Origin of the sequence: Nonomuraea aridisoli, assembly GCF_003236395.1 — a bacterium.
Taxonomy (GTDB): Bacteria; Actinomycetota; Actinomycetes; order Streptosporangiales; family Streptosporangiaceae; genus Nonomuraea; species Nonomuraea aridisoli.
On the sequence record NZ_POUD01000208.1, the window covers coordinates 1 to 17,068 of the forward strand.

Consider the following 17,068-nt stretch of genomic DNA (forward strand, 5'->3'; position numbering starts at 1 on the left):
CCCCCGCCTCCGCCACCCGGCGACGAACCCCCGACGACGCCTGGGCCGAGCTGCGGAAGGGCAACCGCCGCTGGGTCTCCGGTGACGTGCTCCACCCGCACCAGGACCTCGCCAGACGGGCCGAGGTCGCCGAGAAGCAGGAGCCGTACGCCACCGTCGTGTCGTGCATCGACTCCCGCGTCCCCCCGGAGATGGTCTTCGACGCCGGTCTCGGCGACCTGCTCACGGTGCGCAGCGCCGCCCAGACCATCGACCCCCTCGTGTCGGGCGCCATCGAGTACGGCCCCGCCGAGCTGGACGTCCCGCTGATCGTGGTCCTGGGCCACCAGCGCTGCGGCGCGGTGTCGGCCGCCGCCCACGCGCTGCATGAAGGCGAACGCCTCCCCGGCGGCCTCCAGGACATCGTGAAGGCCCTGCGCCCCGCGTACAGACGCGCCGGCGGCAACGTGGACAAGATGATCAGACTCAACACCACCGGCGTCGTGGCCAAGCTCAAGGCCAACAAACTGCTCGCCCGCCGGATCGCCCGAGGACACCTCAAGATCGTCGGCGCCTACTACTCCCTCGACACCGGCCTGGTCACCAGACTCGTGTAGAGGGGTCGTCACCAGACGTCAGTGCTGGTGCGGGTCGTGGTGCTCACCGCCGTGCGGATGGGAGGGCTTGCGCAGTCCGGAGAAGTCGCGTTCGGCCATGATGTTGCGGTCGGAGACGCGGCTGCCGAGCGCGAACTGCGGCCAGTAGCCCTGGATCTCCATCCGGCTGCGCTCGCTCCATCGCCGGGCCAGCTCGCTGCGCGTCTTGTAGAAGTTCAGCGCGTACCCGCCGGTGTGGACGCGCAGCAGGGAGAAGCCGCCGGGGTATTCCTTCCCGGCGGCGATCTCCTGGTGGACGACGTCCGGCGCGATGGGGCTGATCGTGCGCTTGTTGCGGTGGGTGTGGCCGGCGTGGTGGAGGAAGAGGCCCGGAGTGTTCGCGTAGTCCTCCAGGATGGTCTGGGCCTGGGCGGCGTCGATGGTGTTGCTCGGGCTGATCGGGAAGGCCGAGTCCTGGACGATGAGCGGGTGGTGGCCGAAGACCATGGTGGGCCGCTCCCGGTCCCTGGCCAGCTCGGTGCGGAACCAGTCGAGCTGGTCGGCGGAGAGCGCGCCCGGGTCGCCGCCGTTGCCCGGCTTGTCATACGTGTCGATGCCGATGACACGCAGGCCTTGCAGCTCACGCGCGAAGTAGGTCGGCTCGGTGCCGTCGAAGAAGTGGTCGCGGAAGCAGTCGTTGCCCTGCCACTGCCCGGCCCGGCAGTTCGCGTAGGGATCGCCGATGTGCGCCCGGTCGTGGTTCCCGCGGGTGACGAAGAAGTCGCTGCGGTAGTCGCCGAACCTGCCCAGCAGGCGGCGGGCCATGCTCAGGTCGACCGGCACCGCCTCGGCCGAGATGTCTCCGGCGGCCAGCAGGTAGTCGGCGCCCAGCGCGCCTGCGTCGCGGACCAGCGCCTCCAGCATGACCTCCGGATACGGCGGCAGCCCCGGCTCCTGTGAGATCCCGATGTACTGAGGCTGCCCGCCGACGAGGCCGGCCTGCGTCTCTCCCATGTGCAGGTCGTTGCACAGCGCGATGGTGAACAGGTGACGGCCCGGCGGGGGCTCGGGCGTGGTGAAGCTGAACGGCCCGGTGGAGCCCAGCCCGTAGTCGGAGGTGCCCACCGCGTTTCCGCTGATCAGCGTGAACGCCGTCGGCGGGACGGGCTTGCCGTTCGAGAACGCTTGGTAGTAGTAGGTCCGGCCGGGCTCCAGATGGCGGAGCTCCACGTAGTGGTACGGCGTGTCGTCCGTCAGACCGTGCGCGACCCGGTTGAGGTGGTCGGGACGCGTGCCCCAGCGCACCTCGCCGTCGGCCGGAGCGGGCTCCATGCGGCCCAGGCCGTCATCGCTGCCGGTGTGGCCGGTGTACCAGGTGATGATGGCGCGGTCTTCGGTCAGGGTGACCAGTTCGAGGTTCGCGGGCGAGACACTGTCGCGTCGGGTCGCGGCTTCCGCGACACCGCGGTGCAGGGAGAGGGCGGAAACTGCGGGGGCGGCCGCGGCCACTGCGGACCAGCGCAGCAGGTCGCGCCGGGTGAAATCACATCCAGGCATGAGGCGGAACGTAGATCTCGAAAGTTAACAACACCCGGCATGACATAAGCACGAATCAGTACAAACAGGGATACTTCTCGCCTTCTTTCTGCCTGGGAGACCTCTCGACCGCTCCCCAGCCGAACCGGTCCCTCGGCCGAGCACGGACCGGTCCTGGTACGGCACGGCCAAAAGTCGGTCTTGCACGGGGACATAGACGGTCGAGTCCGGAGGGACGGGCGAGGCACTCGGCAAGCATGAGTCAGGTGACCGAACCACTGTTGCAGTCCACCGGCGTGGAGCTCATCGACGTCCGCCGGATCCGTCTGGTCGAGGGGCCGCCGCCGTACGTGTCGGCCGAGGACGAGGCGGCCATGAACCGCGTGTGGCAGGAGTCCGTACGGGACAATCCGCTCCTCTTCGACGGGCCGGTGGCCTCGTGCACCGGGCTGGAGCGGGAGGGGCCGAGCGAACTGGTCGTCACCTGGGCCCGGACGACGTACCGCTACTTCGCGCTGCGCCGGGTGCCCGGGGCGGCGTCGTGGCTGCCGTCGCTGTTCGTGTCGATCGTGCAGCCGGCCGAGGACGGAGGCCTGGTCACGGGCCGGATGTCGGCGTCCACGGCGGCGCCGGGACGCTGGCAGCTGCCGGGCGGGACGGTCGAGCCGCCGCTCGGCCGCGAGCCGCTCGACCTGGCCGCGCTGCGCCGCCACGCCGCCCGTGAGCTGGTGGAGGAGACCGGGGTGGAGGCCGACCCGGGCGACTTGACCCTGTGGCTGGTCTCGCGCGGCGAGCAGGGCAACGTCGGCGCGGTGTTCCTGGCCCCGCCCCTGCCGGCGTCGGTGCTGAGCGAACGGTTCGCCGCCCTGGTGGCCGAGGAGACGGCGCGGGGCTGCGAGCCGGAGTTCGACCGGATCGCCCTGGTCCGCTCCCCCGCCCAGCTGGCGGGGTTCGACGGCCCCCTTGCCGACTACCTGGAGCCGGTCGTCCGCAGGTACGCGGCCCTCTAGGAGACCAGCCGGGACAGCAGGCCGAGACCGGCGCGGTCGACCGAGCGGGCGCGTCATCGACAACCAGCCCGGGTGGGCGGTGCTCGCCCTGCCGAGAGGGGGGCCGGTCTCGCGGGTGAGCGCGATGGCCTTCGCGAGCTCCTCGGGAGCCTCCGCGAACGTGGCGCGGGCCGGCCGCAGCAGGTCGGGCACCGTGGGGTGCAGGCCGCCCGCACCGGCGAGCGCCGCCGGCCGCCAGCCGGGACGCGGCCGGCCGAAGGCGGAGTGGCCGGGCGCGAGCCGGGAGGCGTGCTCGGCGGTGAGGGTCACCCGGGTGTCGGCCAGACCCAGCGGGCGGCAGATCTCCGCCTGGATCAGCTCGTCGTAGCCGACGCCCGCGTGCCGGGCCAGCGCCAGGCCGAGGAGCCCGGCTCCGAGGTTCGAGTAGCGGAAGCGGCGTCCTGGGGTGGCGCGCAGCCGCGTGCGGGCCAGGCCGTCCAGCAGCATCTCCTCGGTGCAGTCCGCGTACGGGTCGGAGGTCTGCCACAGGGCGCGGGGCATCAGGCCCTTCGGCAGCCGGGGCAGCCCGGAGGTGTGGCAGGCGAGGTGGACCAGCTCGATGTCACGGCCGCCGCGGCTCGGCACGGCGCCCGGCAGCAGGTCGCGCAGGGGCCGGTCGAGGGTGAGCTCGCCGCGTACCACCAGGCGGGCCAGCGCAAGCGAGGTGAACGTCTTGGTGATCGAGCCGATCTCGAACAGGGTGCGGGGGTCGGCGCCGTACGTGGTCGTCAGGTCACCGTGCACCGCGCCGACGACGACGGCGCCCTTCCGCCGGGCCGCCAGGCGCTCGGCGGTCTGGCGTACGAGGTCGTCCATGCGGGCTCCTTTCCGCGCGTGCGTCAATATTGGTTGACGATCTGGGAAGGTGTCAACTCAGGTTGCCGCAACCTTCCCGCGCCGCCCGAGGCCGTCATGCCGCCGGAGGGCGAGGGCGCGCTCTGGCCGCTGACCCTGCTCGACTACACGCTTCTCACGTAGCGAAGCGGCCGAGCAGGAGGGCGAGCCGGTGTTCGTGCTCGTCGTGGCGGAGCCGGTCGTTGCGTCTGAGGACGAGCAGCCCGTGCAGGGCGCTCCAGAACGTCTCGGTGAGGGTCTCCAGGTCGTCGTCGCGTGCGAACGGGCGCAGCGCCTCGCGCAGCTCCTCGTACGCCTGCCGCAGCTCGGGCGGCGTGTCGGGCCTGCCGAACGGCAGGTCGACGGGCTGGGTGAACATCGCCTCGTACAGGGCGGGGTGTCGCTCGGCGAACCCGGCGTACGCGGCGGCGACGGCGGCGAGCGCCCGCCGGGGGTCGCCCGCGGCGGTGCGGGCGGCGCGCAGCTCGGCGGTCAGGTCGGCGAAGCCGGCTGTCGCGACCGCCGCCATGATCGCGCTCTTGCCCTTGAAGTGGCTGTAGAGGACCGGCTGACTGTATTCGATCTTCTCCGCCAGCCGGCGGGTGGTCACGGCGTCCCAGCCCTCGGATTCGAGCAGGTCGCGGGCTGCCGTGACGATCAGCCGTTCGCGCTCGGCCCGCTCGCGCTCCCGGCGCGCCTGAATCGACATGGTGGCGATTCTAGCAGCGCTAGAGAACCTGTCAGAGCTATGTTAGCCTCGCTCCGAAACCTAGCGCTGCTAGAACCTGGAGAACACCATGCTCGTCACCGCCTACGCGCTCGCCGTCCTGCTCAACCTGTTCGTGATCTTCATCGGCGCGCGGTTCCTGCTCGTGCCCCGGCCGTCGGCCGCGGGTTACGGCGTCCCCGCCAAGCCGGACGGCGACGCCGCCTATCTGACCGTCAAGGGTGTGCGCGACCTCACGTTCGGCCTGCTCGGCCTGGCCCTGCTCGCCTTCGCCGGGCTCCGCGCCGAAGCCTGGTTCATGCTGGTCGTCGCCTTCGTGCCGCTCGCCGACACGCTGATCGTGCTGCGCAATGGCGGCACCAAGGCGACCGCCTTCGGCATCCACTTCGCCACGGCCGTCGTCGTCCTGCTCGCCGCCGCCCTGCTCTTCCTCGTCTGACGGGGTCCATGATGGTCGTCGTGATCGAGGAACCCGTGCACGCGGGCATCGTCGGGCAGGCCGCCGCCCTGTTCGCCGTCACCAACATCGACGACATCGTGCTCCTGGCGCTGTTCTTCGCACGGGCCGCCGGGCGACGCGGCGCGCTGCCAACGACTGAGCGTCCGGCCGAGGGCGGTGCCTTCGGCCTCCAGCACCGGTGCACCCCTGGACGGCTTCGGGTCTGAACGATCACCGTGGGACAGGCGCCGGCCCGAAGGCTACGCTCCCGGCATGAGCGCACTCTGGGAGCCCACCGCGGCGGGCGTGCTGCGCCTGCCCTCCGGCCGGCTCGTCCGCGGCCGCGGCCTCGGACATCCCCTCCCCGACGGCCCGCTTCCGACCTTCGCCCTCTACCTGCTGGGCAAGCGCCCGCCCGAGGTGGAGTGGGAGCACCGCTGGGTGCGCTGGCCCGACTTCCGGCTGCCGTCCGACCGCGAGGAGGCCGCCCGGGCGCTGCGCGAGGCGTGGGAACGCGCGGAGGCCGAGCGTGTCGAGGTCGCCTGCCACGGCGGGCGCGGCCGCACCGGCACCGCCCTGGCCTGCATCGCCGTGCTCGACGGCGTGCCGGGCGACGAGGCGGTGGCGTACGTGCGCGAGCACTACTCCCCGAGCGCCGTCGAGACCCCGTGGCAGCGGCGGTTCGTCGCCCGCTTCGGGCGCGCACTCGACCGCCGGTAGGTCAGCCCACCTCGGCCGGCTCGGGTTCGCGCGCCGCGTGCCTGCCCGCGCGGGGCGCACGCCCGCCGAGGGTCAGCCCCGCGGCCAGGCAGATCAGCGGGATCGCCGGGATCACGTACCGGACGTCGAAGGCGGCCAGGAACGGCGGCGAGGCGACGAGCGCGAGCGCGGCCAGGCCCGGCAGCAGCGCCTCCCACCGCCGCCTGACCAGGGCGGCGGCCAGCACCCCCACCAGGGCCAGCGTCAGCAGCGGGAACGGCACGTAGCCGAAGCGCTGGTAGGCCCGCAACCACCCGGCGAACGGCTCCACCACCCGCGTCGCGGCCGGCCCCGCCTCGTACGACTCCGCCACGCCCCGCACCGATTCGTTGATGGGCCGCTCGGAGGAGGGGAACTTGTACGGGGTCTTCTCGTCGGCCGCCGTACGCTCCCAGCGCAGCAGCTGCGTGAGGTCGGTGGCGACCGCCCCCAGGTAGCCGCCCGGCTGGGCGAGGATGGCCTCCCGGGCGAACTCGCCGGCGAGCTCGTTGCGATGGGCCGTGCCCGGCACCTTCAGCAGCGGGGAGAAATCCTCCCACAACCAATGAGGCGGGTACGGTCGTTGCCCCACCGGCATGTCGGGACAGAGCACGGCGAGCCGCTCCGGCGGCTTGATCACGTCACAGTCGGCGAAGCTCATGGTCCGCGACCACAGGAAGTTGCCGTCGGCCTCGGTGAGGGCGAACTTGTCCTTCTCCACCTTCATCCACGTGGCGTACGCGCCCAGCGGGATCGCCCCGGCCAGCAGCAGCGCGACCAGCGGGCGCCAGCCGTAGCGGCGCACCAGCAGGTAGGCGGCGGCCAGGATGAGCAGCGGCAGGCCGACCGTCCTGGTGATGCCGGCCAGGCCCAGGAGCATGCCGCCGGTGGCGGCGGTCGCCGGCGTGACGCGCCAGACGAGCAGGACGACCGCGGCCGTGACGAGCACGATGAAGACCGCGTCCGCCATGATCATGTGTTCCAGGAGGATCAGGAACTCGTCGTACAGCAGCGGCGTCACCAGCAGCGTCGCCCCCCAGCCCGGCAGGCCGCGGCGGCGCAGCAGCGCGTAGATCGCCACCGCGAGGCCCAGCACCAGCAGGTGCTGCAGGACGGTCACCAGCGTCAGGCTGTGGGCGGGGCGCAGCAGCGCCAGCAGCAGGGAGTAGCCGGACGGCCGGGTCGTGCCGGGCTTCAGCTCCTCGCTCAGGAACGCGAAGGAGTCGCCGTAGAACAGGATGGCCGGAGGGAAGCCGAGCACGGCGAGCACGCGCAGCCCGATCGCGGGCAGCATGGCGATGACCAGTGCGCGGTGGGCCACCATGAATCCGCTTCCTCGTGACGTCTCAGGACGGGCCACCACAATAGTGGCTCAATCGCTCACCCAGCAGGTGAAGCCGGACGAGAGTCGCGTGCGAGAGCGGCGTCGTCAGATCGCTCACGTCGCCGTTGGTCGTGTAGTCGAGCAGCACGACCTCCTGCCCGCGGGCCACTTCTCGCAGCCGCTCGACCACGTCGGCGGCCTTGTGCGCCAGGACCCAGTGGTAGGCCGGCAGGTAGACGCGCCGCCGGGCCTCCTCGTAGGGCAGCGGCCGGCGAGGTGGATGCGCACGGCGTCCATGGTGCCGATGGACACCGACAGAAACCGGAGACTTGTCCGAAGGGAATTCCGAATGACATTCTGAAATTGCGGCGAGCGACCCGCCCCGAGCTCGGAGGGATGCATGGCCACTGTCGACAAAGAGGCACTGCGCGCGAAATACCGCGAGGAACGCGACAAGCGGCTGCGCCCGGACGGCAACGACCAGTACATCCGCCTCACCGGCCGCTTCGCGCACTACCTGGACGACCCGTACACGCCGGTGACCGAGCGCGCCCCGAGGACAGACCACGTGACGGTCGCGTTCATCGGCGGCGGCTTCGCGGGGCTGGTCACCGGGGCGCGGCTGAAGGAGGCCGGCGTCGAGGACGTGCGCATCGTCGAGAAGGGCGGCGACTTCGGCGGCACGTGGTACTGGAACCGCTACCCGGGCGCGCAGTGCGACACGGCGTCGTTCGTCTACATGCCGCTGCTCGAAGAGACCGGCCACATGCCGACCGAGAAGTACGCGCACGGCCCCGAGATCCTCGAGCACTGCCGCCGCATCGGCAAGCACTACGGCCTGTACGACAACGCGCTCTTCCACACCGAGGTCCTCGACCTCACCTGGGACGAGCAGCGCTCCCGCTGGACGATCAGGACGAACCGCGGCGACGCGTTCACCGCCCAGTTCGTCGCCATGGGCATCGGCCCCCTGCACGTGCCGAAACTCCCCGGCATCCCGGGCATCGACTCCTTCCAGGGACATTCGTTCCACACCAGCCGCTGGGACTACGCGTACACGGGCGGCGACCCGTCCGGGGCCCCGCTGGACCGGCTGGCCGACAAGCGGGTGGCGATCATCGGCACGGGCGCGACGGCCGTCCAGTGCGTGCCGCACCTCGCGCGCGCCTGCCAGGAGCTGTACGTCTTCCAGCGCACGCCCTCGTCGGTGGACGTGCGCGACAACCACCCGATCGACCCGCAGTGGTTCGCCGCGGTCACCGCGACGCCCGGCTGGCAGCAGCGCTGGCTGGAGAACTTCACCGCCAACCAGGCGGGCGGCCTGGCCGACGAGGACCTGGTCATGGACGGCTGGACCGACATCGCCCGCCGCTTCCGCTCCCGCATCAGGGCCATCCCGCCCGCGGAGCTGAGCCAGGAGACGATGCTGGCCGCGTTCGAGGACGCCGACTTCGAGAAGATGGAGGAGATCCGCGCCCGCGTGGACGCCGTCGTGCGCGACTCCGACACCGCGTCCAGGCTCAAGGCGTGGTACCGCCAGCTGTGCAAGCGGCCCTGCTTCCACGACGAATACCTCCAGGCGTTCAACCTGCCGGGCACCCACCTGGTCGACACCGACGGCAAGGGCGTCGAGCGCATCACCGAGAAGGGCGTGGTGGCGGCCGGCCGCGAGTACGAGGTCGACTGCGTCATCTACGCCTCGGGCTTCGAGGTCACCACCGACTACACCCGGCGAGCCGGCTACGACCTGGTGGGACGCGGCGGGCGCCGGCTGTCGGAGCACTGGGCGGACGGCATGCGCACGCTGCACGGCGTCCACGTGCACGGCTTCCCGAACGCCTTCATCGTCCAGCCCACGCAGGGCGCCAACCTGATCTCCAACATCCCGCACAACCTGACGGAGGCGGGCCGGACCATCGCCGTCACCGTCAGGCACGCCCTCGACCACGGGTACGCGCAGGTCGAGCCCACCAAGGAGGCCGAGGACGCCTGGGTCGAGCTGCTGCTCTCAGGCGCTGGCCGCCTGCTGGGCTCACCCGACTGCACCCCCGGCTACTACAACAACGAGGGCCACGACGCGGGCCTCAAGGGCCGCCTCAACGTCGGCCACCCGCACGGCGCGATGGCCTTTTTCGGCTACATCGACCAATGGCGGCGATCAGGCACGTTCGACGGCCTCGCCTTCCGTTCGGTGGCCGACCGCTTCGGCAGAAGAGAGACCGCCGGCGCCGACTGACGGCGAAACCTCCACCTGGCACTACTGCCAGGTCCGGACGCCGGCGGATAGCGTCGCAACGTGCGCGACAGGACAGCGTTGGAAGCCCTGACCAGGCGCCCCCTCCCGTTCCTCGGCTCGGCGTGGCCCTGGCGGAGTGCGGCGTACCTGCTGGGCAGCGTCGTGCCCGGGGTGGCCGCGGCGCTGACCACCGCCGCCGCGGTGCGCGCCGGGCTCGTCGCCCTGCCGCTCGGCGTGCTCGCCGGCCTCGCGGTGCTGGCCCTGTCGATCCCGCTGGTGGCCCGCTTCGAACGGCTGCGCCTGCGCCTGGTGGACGGCGTGCCGGTGCCGGACACGCCCGACAGACGCAGGCGCGAGGCCGGGCTCGCGGTGATGACCGTGCTCGCCATGTGGTGGATCGACCTGATCATGCTGGCGTTCACGGTGATCGGGCCGCTGCTGCTGATCCTCACCCCCGTCGTCCAGCCCGACATCGTGCCGATCGTCAGCGTCGTGTCCTGCGTCGCGGGCGTGCTGCTGCTGCCCGTGGCCGCGTACACGATCACCGCGTGGGGCGGGGCGCGGGGGGCGATGGCGCGGGCGATGCTGGCCCCGCAGAGCTCCGAGCTGGCCGAGGTGCTGCGCTCGCGGGCGCGGCTGGTGGACGCGTTCGAGATGGAACGCCGCCGGATCGAGCGCGACCTGCACGACGGCGCCCAGCAGCGGCTGGTCTCGTTGTCCATGTCGCTCGGCATGGCCCGGCTCGACCTGCCGGACGACACCCCGGCGGGCCGGCTGGTCGGGCTGGCGCACGACGAGGCCAAGCAGGCGCTGGCCGAGCTGCGCGAGCTCATCAGGGGCGTGCACTCCCAGGTGCTCACCGACCGGGGCCTGGCCGCCGCGGTCCACGACGTGGCCGGCCGCTCACCCGTCCCCGTGGACGTGGACGTCGAGCTGCCCGGCCGGCTGCCCGCCCCCGTCGAGGTGACCGCGTACTACGTCGTCAGCGAGGCCCTCGCGAACGTCGCCAAGCACAGCCGGGCAACCCGCGCCGCCGTCACCGGCCGCGTCGAGCGCGGCACGCTGGTCGTCGAGGTACACGACGACGGCGGCGGCGGCGCCGATCCGGGCAAGGGGACGGGGCTGACCGGGCTGGCCGACCGGCTGGCCGTGGTGGACGGGAGACTGTCCCTGTCGAGCCCGGTGGGCGGGCCGACCCGCGTCCGGATGGAGATCCCGTGCCCGTGACGAAGGAGGAGAGCCCGTGCGCGTGGTGATCGCCGAGGACGCCGTCCTGCTCAGGGAGGGCCTGGCCGGGCTGCTCGAACGCTTCGGCCACACTGTCGTGGCCGCGGTCGGCGACGCGCCCGCCCTGGTCGAGGCCGTCGCCGAGCACCGGCCGGAGGCCGTGGTGACCGACGTGCGCATGCCGCCCGGCTTCACCGACGAGGGGCTGCGGGCGGCCCTGGAGCTGCGCGACCGCCACCCCGACCTGGCGGTGCTCGTCCTCAGCCAGTACGTCGAGCAGACGTACGCCGCCGAGCTGCTGGAGTCCGGCGCCGGCGCGGGCATCGGCTACCTGCTGAAAGACCGCATCGGCGACGTACGCGAGTTCGTCGACGCCCTCGACCGCGTGGCCGCCGGCGGCACGGTCGTCGACCCGGAGGTGGTGCGGCAGCTCCTGCGCCGCCGGCGCGACCCGCTGGCCCGGCTCACCCCGCGCGAGCAGGAGGTGCTCGGCCTGATCGCCGAGGGCCGGTCGAACGCCTCGATAGCCAAGGAGCTCTACGTCAGCGACGCGGCGGTGGCCAAGCACATCGCCAACATCTTCACGAAGCTCGATCTGCCGCCCGCGGCCGACGGGCATCGCAGGGTGCTGGCGGTGCTGGCGTACCTGCGGGGCTGATCAGGACAGACAGAACTCGTTGCCCTCGGGGTCGGCGAGGGTGACCCACCAGTTGGGCCCCTGGCGTCCGCGGTGCAGCTCCTTCGCGCCCTTGGCCGTCAGCCGCGCCGCCTCTTCGTCGATCTTCCCCGCGCCGACCCGGATGTCCAGGTGTACGCGGTTCTTGACCCGCTTGGGCTCGGGCACGAGCTGGAACAACACGCGTGGAGCGCGTTCGAGCCCGTCGGGGTGCCGGATGGCCGCACCCGACTTCCACACCAGCGCGCCGTTGTGCACGGTCGTCTCGTCCTCGCCGGCGTAACCCTTCTCGATCATCTCCCGGATGAACGCCTCCTCCTGGCGCTCCACCTTCCACCCGAGCGCGTCGGCCCACCAGTCGGCAAGGGGATGAGGGTCACCGGTGTCGATGACGACCTGGAAGTCATATGCCATAGACCGATCCTAAAAGTATGGTTCGTTAGCATGTACGACACGTGGCATGAGGTCGGCGACCGCGTCTACGTCCGACGGCACCGGTCGTTCGACCTGAACACGGGGCTGGTCGTCGGCGACGACGGACACTGCCTGGTGATCGACACCCGCGGCTCCCACCGTGAGGCGGCCGACCTCATCGAGGCGATCAGGACCGTCACCCCGGGCCCATGGACGGTCGTCAACAGCCACGCCCACTTCGACCACTGCTTCGGCAACGCGCTCTTCCGCCCCGCCGAGATCTGGGGTCACGTCCGGTGCGCCGAGGAGCTGGAGACGCACGGCGAGCGGCAGCGCGCCGGCATGATCGACTACCGCCCCGAGCGGCGCGAGGAGCTGGAGGAGGTCGCCATCGTGCCGCCCGACCAGACGTTCGCGGTCACGGCGAGCCTCGACATCGGCGGCCGGATGGTCCACCTGCGCCACTTCGGGCTCGGGCACAGCGACAACGACGTGGCCGTGCACGTTCCGGACGCCGGCGTGGTGTTCGCCGGTGACCTGGTGGAGCAGGGGGCGCCGCCGGCGTTCGCCGACTCCTACCCGCTCGACTGGCCGGCCACCCTCGCGGCGATGCTGGCCGAGATGCCGGAGGACGTGATCGTGCCGGGCCACGGCGCGGTCGTGGACCGCGCGTACGCGTGGGCGCAGCACGACGAGCTGGCCGTGGCCGCCGACCTGGCCGAACGCGCCCACGTCGAGGGCCTGCGCGACCTGATCGGCCGGTTCCCCTACCCGGAGGACGTCTCCCAGCAGGTCATCGCCCGCGCCTTCCTCCAACTCGACGCCTGATCCGCGCCGAAAGGCCCCTCGACAGGAGCGGCGCATCCTCATATAGTGCGTTTTGCAATATAGAGGGAGGCGCTATGGCGAGACGCCACGACCTGGTCGGCCTGACCGTGCTGGCCCTGCTCAGCGTCCGCCCCAGCCACCCTTATGAGCTGCACCGTTTCATCCTCGACACGCACAAGGACTACATCACCGGCCTGCCGCGCAGCCTCTACCACGCGGTCGAACGCCTGGCCAGGGACGAGCTGATCGCCCCCGCCGGCACCGGCCGCGAGGGGCGCAGGCCCGAGCGCACGGTCTACGAGATCACCGACGAGGGCCGCGCGGAGCTGCGCGCCCGGCTGCGGCAGCTGCTGGAGAACCCCGACCCCGACCGGCGCGTGTTCGTGGCGGCGGTCTCGCTCATCGGCTGCCTGCCGCTGCCCGAGGCGCAGCGCGCCCTGCGCGCCCGCGCGGCCACCGTCGAAGGGCTCCTGGCCGGGATGGAGGCCCACCTGCGCGCCCTCGCCGACGAGGGCCTGCCCGCGATCCTCACGCTGGAGGTCGAGGCCGAACGGGCGCTCTACACGGCCGAGCTCGACTGGATCAGAGGCGTGCTCGACCGCCTCGACAAGGGAGAGCTCGACTGGGAGGTCACGGTCGAGATGTGAAGGGCCGCCGGGGTGCGCCAACACCCCGGCGGCCGCAAACCGAACAAGGCGCCTGCCCTGCCCGAACTCGCCTTCACAGGATAGGCGCCGCGACGAAAGGAACGCTGCGTCATGTCCACTGAGATCGCCCGCCTGCTGGAGCGGATGACGGAGACCTGGAACGCCGGCGACGCCGCCGGATACGCCGGGCTGTTCACCGAGGACGCCGACTACATCACCTTCTTCGGCCTGCACCTGAAGGGCAGGCAGGCCATCGAGGACGCCCACCGCGAGCTGTTCAGAACCCCCATCAAGCTGACGGAGGGCGGCCCGGAACCGCGGATCAGGCCGCTGTCCGCCGACGTCGCCCTGGTGGTCACCGGTGGCGGCTCGTCCGTGGACGGCGTCCCCGACCCGAGCCGCGACTCCGTGATCACCCTCACCGCCGTACGCGGCCCGGAGGGCTGGCGCTTCGCCTCGTTCCAGAACACCCGGGTGAGCCGGCCATGAAACTGATCACGGAGGTCACGGGCGTCGTCGCGGCGCCCGTCGAGCCGGTCTGGCGCGCCCTGGTGCGCCGTCATCCGGGCTGGACGGCCGTCGGCGACCACACCATCGCCTACCAGGGCGGCTGGTGGTACCGGGGCGAATGGTCGGTCGAGCCCGACCCCGCGGGCACGCGGGTGGTGCACCGCGTCTACAACGTGGCCCAGTGGATGCGCTGGGGCGTACCGCTGGCCAACCGCTTCTTCATCGGCTTCGCCGACCGTACGCGCGCGGCGTTCGAGGAGGGGCTCACCCGCATCGAGAGGGACGTACGCGCCTGAGGACAACGAAGCGCGCCCCCGATCCGGCGGGGGCGCGCTTCCCAGGCGAAATCACGACATCTTGCGAGATGTTTCATCCACCTGGTGTGACACATCGGTCGCCATCCGGTCCGTGGACTCCGACGTCTGGCCGGCTTTCTCGCCGACCCAGCGTGAGGCATCAGATGCGGAGTCCTTCATGTGCTCGGTCCACTGCTGGGCATTACGGCGGTAGAACATGTAGCCCATCGCTCCGACCGCAAGACCGGTCAGCAGAGCGAACATCGGCCATCGCCGCGACCTGGCGACGGGGGTGGGTTCGATCCTCCTGGCCGCGTCCGTCAGCATCGAGCTGACCTTCGGGGCGACCTGGTGCTCGAACCCGTAGGCCGCGGACTCCAGCCGCGGCGCCGCCCAGTATCGGGCGTCCTCGAAGCGCTGGGCGGCGGCCGTTCTGGCCTGGTCCGCCATGGGCGCCATTCGCTGGCCGGTCTGGACGGCCCGGGTCTTCATGCGACCCATCCACGTGGCCGGAACCTCGATGACCACGCGGCCTCTTCTTTGTGTCAGGGACACGACAACCTCCCCTGTCGTTGGGGCCCCGAGCCTGACCTTCCCTGGACAAGGCGGCTCAATCATGGCGACTCATGGGAGGATGGCCGGGTAGGCCAGAGCGCCATAGTCCTCAAAACATCACAATTCAACCCTGTATATAGAGGGGGGCAGCTGTCTCGTGGCTGAGAAGCTGATCGCTAACCTGCAGACCAATCACGGCACCATCAAGGTCGAGCTCTTTCCGACCAAGGCGCCGAAGACCGTGCGCAACTTCGTCGAGCTGGCGGAGGGCACGCGCGAGTGGACGCACCCCGGCACCGGCGAGAAGAGCACGGGCCGTTACTACGACGGGACGATCTTCCACCGCGTCATCTCCGGCTTCATGATCCAGGGTGGTGACCCGCTCGGCCAGGGCATCGGCGGCCCGGGCTACGAGTTCGACGACGAGATCCACCCCGAGCTCTGGTTCAACCGGCCCTACCTGCTGGCCATGGCCAACGCCGGCATCCGCTTCGGCAAGGGCACCAACGGCTCGCAGTTCTTCATCACGGTCACGCCCACGCCCCACCTCAACGGCAAGCACACCATCTTCGGCGAGGTGATCGAGGGCCAGGACGTCGTCGACTCCATCGCCAAGACGCGCACCGACGGCCGCGACCGCCCGATGGAGGACGTCGTCATCGAGTCGCTCACCATCGACCGCGTCCAGGGCTGACCCGCCCTTCCGGCCCGCCGCGTCCCCGCGCCAGGGGCGTGGCGGCCCGGCGTGCGCGCGACACGCAGCACGTCCCCGTACGCCATAGGCTTTCGGTCATGACCAGCCAGCCGCCGAGCCCGCCCTCACAGCCCGAGCAGCCCGCTGAGGCGACGCCGACCTGCTTCCGCCACCCCGAAAGGGAGACCTGGGTACGCTGCCAGCGCTGCGAGCGGCCCATCTGCCCCGACTGCATGCGCGACGCCGCGGTCGGCTTCCAGTGCCCCGAGTGCGTGGCGGCAGGCAACCGCGGCCTGCGCCAGGCCAGGTCCACCTTCGGCGGCAACGTCGTCCGCACGCCCTACGTGACGTACGCCATCCTGGTCATCAACGTGCTGGTCTTCGGGGCGCAATACCTGACGGGCGAGCGGGTCACCGGCGAGCTCGCCATGTGGCCGGCCGGCGTGGCCGCGCTCGACCAGTACTACCGGATGATCACCGCCGCCTTCGTGCACGGCGGGGTCTTCCACATCCTGTTCAACTCTTGGGCCCTCTACGTCGTCGGCCCCTACCTCGAGCGTGCCTTCGGCCACGTCCGCTACGTGGCCCTCTACCTGCTCAGCGCGCTCGGCGGCTCGGTGCTCGGCCTCTGGCTCGATCCGATCACGCAGCCCTCGGTGGGCGCGTCCGGCGCCATCTTCGGCCTGTTCGGCGCGATCTTCGTGGTCGGCCGGCGGCTCAGCCTCGACGTCCGCGGCATCGCCGTGCTCATCGTGATCAACCTGGTGATCACGTTCCTGGTGCCCGGCATCAGCTGGACCGGCCACATCGGCGGCCTGGTCGTCGGATCCGGGCTCGCCGCGGCGCTCGCCTACGCGCCCAAGGCCAACAGGGCCCTGTGGCAGGCGCTGGCGATCGCTGGAGCGCTGGCCCTTCTGGTGGTGCTCGTCCTGGTCCGCGTCCCAGCGATTCTCAGCATGCTGAGCTGAGCTTCTTCCCCAGCCTGTGGAAAAGACTGTGGAAAGAACTAACGCCAGCGGGTGGAAAGCACCACACCGAAGATGATGAAAACAAACCCGATGAGCAGGTTCCAGTTCTGGAGGTCGCCGAGAACGGGCGCCTGCGGGGCAACGTAGTAGATGGAGATCCACAGGATGCCGATGATCCACGACACGACCATCGTGGGGGCGAGCCAGCGCGGGCTGACCTTGACCTGCTGCGTCTTCGCCGGCGGGGTGTAGACCGGCTTCTTGCGAACCTTGGACTTGGGCACTGGGTAACTCCTGCTGAGGGCCTGGGCATCCGGATCGTCCACAGGCTCTTCGTTAAGCGTAATTCAAGCGTGGCCCAGGATAGTCGCCACGCGCATGACATGGCGATCCCCGGGTGGCTGCGTACTGCCCGCATACCCTGATCGCATGCGGGTCATGCTGCGGGCCGTGGGGGAGACGAGCATCACCGCGGGCCTGATCCTGATGTTGTTCTGCGCCTACCTGCTCTGGGGCACCGGCGCCTACACCCGGAGCCAGCAGCTGCTGCTCCAGCGCCAGCTGGCCGAGAAGAAGGCCGCCGCCGAGGCCGGGCGCCTCGACAGGATCGAGCTGGGCTCGGCCCTCGCCCTGCTGCGCATCCCCAAACTGGGCCGCGACTACGAGTACGCCGTGGTCGAGGGCGTCGGCGCCGAGCAGCTCAAGAAGGGCCCCGGCCACCACCCCGACACCGCCCTGCCCCTGGCTCTTATACATATCTGACGCTGCCGACGAGCTTACGCGTCTTGATCTACG

General features: G+C 71.0%; 22 protein-coding genes and 1 pseudogene. 15 read left to right on the plus strand and 8 right to left on the minus strand.

All coding sequences use genetic code 11. The features are described 5' to 3' along the window. Nucleotides 1–596 (plus strand): carbonic anhydrase (locus tag C1J01_RS34720; RefSeq protein WP_111183203.1); only part of this gene is annotated, 596 nt, incomplete at its 5' end. Nucleotides 597–614: 18 nt separating this feature from the next. Here the strand turns inward: C1J01_RS34720 and C1J01_RS34725 are convergent. Further along, entirely contained in the window at nt 615–2,132 is a 1,518-nt protein-coding gene (locus C1J01_RS34725; protein ID WP_111183204.1) for a purple acid phosphatase family protein, read from the minus strand. 245 nt (nt 2,133–2,377) lie between these two features. Here C1J01_RS34725 and C1J01_RS50345 point away from each other — a divergent pair, with 245 nt between their 5' ends. Beyond that, the gene (locus C1J01_RS50345; protein ID WP_220040248.1) at nt 2,378–3,121 is read left to right on the plus strand and encodes an NUDIX hydrolase; all 744 of its coding nucleotides are present in this window, start codon (nt 2,378–2,380) and stop codon (nt 3,119–3,121) included. A gap of 99 nt (nt 3,122–3,220) precedes the next feature. Here C1J01_RS50345 and C1J01_RS53840 read toward each other — a convergent pair. Continuing rightward, nucleotides 3,221–3,976: pseudogene (locus C1J01_RS53840) on the minus strand (serine hydrolase domain-containing protein); the annotation flags it as partial. Nucleotides 3,977–4,130: 154 nt separating this feature from the next. After that, nucleotides 4,131–4,703 (minus strand): TetR/AcrR family transcriptional regulator, encoded by a 573-nt coding sequence (locus C1J01_RS34735; RefSeq protein ID WP_111183205.1) that lies wholly within the window; start codon nt 4,701–4,703, stop codon nt 4,131–4,133. Between the two features lie 88 nt (nt 4,704–4,791). Between C1J01_RS34735 and C1J01_RS34740 the strand changes: the two genes are divergently transcribed. The 3 genes from C1J01_RS34740 to C1J01_RS34750 are packed head-to-tail and all read left to right on the plus strand — an operon-like array spanning nt 4,792 to nt 5,880. Next, entirely contained in the window at nt 4,792–5,160 is a 369-nt protein-coding gene (locus C1J01_RS34740; protein ID WP_111183206.1) for a DUF4267 domain-containing protein, read from the plus strand. A gap of 20 nt (nt 5,161–5,180) precedes the next feature. Continuing rightward, nucleotides 5,181–5,387 carry a hypothetical protein gene (locus tag C1J01_RS51495; protein ID WP_220040250.1) on the plus strand — a complete coding sequence of 69 codons (207 nt, stop codon included), beginning with the start codon at nt 5,181–5,183 and terminating at the stop codon, nt 5,385–5,387. Between the two features lie 46 nt (nt 5,388–5,433). After that, a complete protein-coding gene (locus tag C1J01_RS34750; RefSeq protein WP_111183207.1) occupies nt 5,434–5,880 on the plus strand; it encodes a protein-tyrosine phosphatase family protein in 447 nt (148 codons plus the stop codon). 1 nt (nt 5,881) lies between these two features. Here the strand turns inward: C1J01_RS34750 and C1J01_RS34755 are convergent, their stop codons facing one another. Both C1J01_RS34755 and C1J01_RS54170 read right to left on the minus strand, forming a co-directional pair. Next, on the minus strand, nt 5,882–7,222 hold the full coding sequence (locus C1J01_RS34755) for a hypothetical protein (RefSeq protein WP_111183208.1): 1,341 nt from the start codon (nt 7,220–7,222) through the stop codon (nt 5,882–5,884). A gap of 22 nt (nt 7,223–7,244) precedes the next feature. Beyond that, nucleotides 7,245–7,736, minus strand: coding sequence for a DUF6939 family protein (locus tag C1J01_RS54170; protein ID WP_438943164.1), 492 nt, complete (start codon nt 7,734–7,736; stop codon nt 7,245–7,247). Between C1J01_RS54170 and C1J01_RS34765 the strand changes: the two genes are divergently transcribed. The 3 genes from C1J01_RS34765 to C1J01_RS34775 are packed head-to-tail and all read left to right on the plus strand — an operon-like array spanning nt 7,623 to nt 11,343. Continuing rightward, nucleotides 7,623–9,458: a flavin-containing monooxygenase gene (locus C1J01_RS34765; protein WP_111183210.1), complete on the plus strand. Its 1,836-nt coding sequence runs from the start codon at nt 7,623–7,625 to the stop codon at nt 9,456–9,458. The genes C1J01_RS54170 and C1J01_RS34765 overlap by 114 nt on opposite strands. 60 nt (nt 9,459–9,518) lie before the next feature. Next, nucleotides 9,519–10,685 (plus strand): sensor histidine kinase, encoded by a 1,167-nt coding sequence (locus C1J01_RS34770; protein WP_111183211.1) that lies wholly within the window; start codon nt 9,519–9,521, stop codon nt 10,683–10,685. Between the two features lie 16 nt (nt 10,686–10,701). Next, on the plus strand, nt 10,702–11,343 hold the full coding sequence (locus C1J01_RS34775) for a response regulator (protein ID WP_111183212.1): 642 nt from the start codon (nt 10,702–10,704) through the stop codon (nt 11,341–11,343). Here C1J01_RS34775 and C1J01_RS34780 read toward each other — a convergent pair whose 3' ends face one another. After that, a complete protein-coding gene (locus tag C1J01_RS34780) occupies nt 11,344–11,775 on the minus strand; it encodes a VOC family protein (RefSeq protein ID WP_111183221.1) in 432 nt (143 codons plus the stop codon). It abuts the gene before it with no gap. Nucleotides 11,776–11,805: 30 nt separating this feature from the next. Here C1J01_RS34780 and C1J01_RS34785 point away from each other — a divergent pair, with 30 nt between their 5' ends. The 4 genes from C1J01_RS34785 to C1J01_RS34800 all read left to right on the plus strand — a co-directional run bounded on the left by C1J01_RS34785 (nt 11,806) and on the right by C1J01_RS34800 (nt 14,056). Beyond that, on the plus strand, nt 11,806–12,603 hold the full coding sequence (locus tag C1J01_RS34785; protein WP_181449124.1) for an MBL fold metallo-hydrolase: 798 nt from the start codon (nt 11,806–11,808) through the stop codon (nt 12,601–12,603). Between the two features lie 74 nt (nt 12,604–12,677). Beyond that, the gene (locus tag C1J01_RS34790) at nt 12,678–13,250 is read left to right on the plus strand and encodes a PadR family transcriptional regulator (RefSeq protein WP_111183214.1); all 573 of its coding nucleotides are present in this window, start codon (nt 12,678–12,680) and stop codon (nt 13,248–13,250) included. A gap of 111 nt (nt 13,251–13,361) precedes the next feature. Further along, entirely contained in the window at nt 13,362–13,739 is a 378-nt protein-coding gene (locus C1J01_RS34795; protein ID WP_111183215.1) for an SgcJ/EcaC family oxidoreductase, read from the plus strand. Continuing rightward, entirely contained in the window at nt 13,736–14,056 is a 321-nt protein-coding gene (locus C1J01_RS34800; protein WP_111183216.1) for a hypothetical protein, read from the plus strand. The genes C1J01_RS34795 and C1J01_RS34800 overlap by 4 nt, the downstream gene beginning before the upstream one ends. A gap of 51 nt (nt 14,057–14,107) precedes the next feature. Here the strand turns inward: C1J01_RS34800 and C1J01_RS34805 are convergent, their stop codons facing one another. Then, a complete protein-coding gene (locus tag C1J01_RS34805; protein WP_111183217.1) occupies nt 14,108–14,584 on the minus strand; it encodes a YtxH domain-containing protein in 477 nt (158 codons plus the stop codon). 184 nt (nt 14,585–14,768) lie between these two features. Between C1J01_RS34805 and C1J01_RS34810 the strand changes: the two genes are divergently transcribed. Beyond that, nucleotides 14,769–15,305: a peptidylprolyl isomerase gene (locus C1J01_RS34810; RefSeq protein WP_111183218.1), complete on the plus strand. Its 537-nt coding sequence runs from the start codon at nt 14,769–14,771 to the stop codon at nt 15,303–15,305. A 98-nt stretch (nt 15,306–15,403) separates the two neighbouring features. Next, a complete protein-coding gene (locus tag C1J01_RS34815) occupies nt 15,404–16,273 on the plus strand; it encodes a rhomboid family intramembrane serine protease (protein ID WP_111183219.1) in 870 nt (289 codons plus the stop codon). A 38-nt stretch (nt 16,274–16,311) separates the two neighbouring features. Here C1J01_RS34815 and C1J01_RS34820 read toward each other — a convergent pair whose 3' ends face one another. After that, a complete protein-coding gene (locus C1J01_RS34820) occupies nt 16,312–16,557 on the minus strand; it encodes a cell division protein CrgA (protein WP_111183220.1) in 246 nt (81 codons plus the stop codon). Nucleotides 16,558–16,702: 145 nt separating this feature from the next. Here C1J01_RS34820 and C1J01_RS54290 point away from each other — a divergent pair, with 145 nt between their 5' ends. After that, nucleotides 16,703–17,035: a sortase family protein gene (locus tag C1J01_RS54290; RefSeq protein ID WP_181449125.1), complete on the plus strand. Its 333-nt coding sequence runs from the start codon at nt 16,703–16,705 to the stop codon at nt 17,033–17,035. Nucleotides 17,036–17,068: the final 33 nt, after the last annotated feature.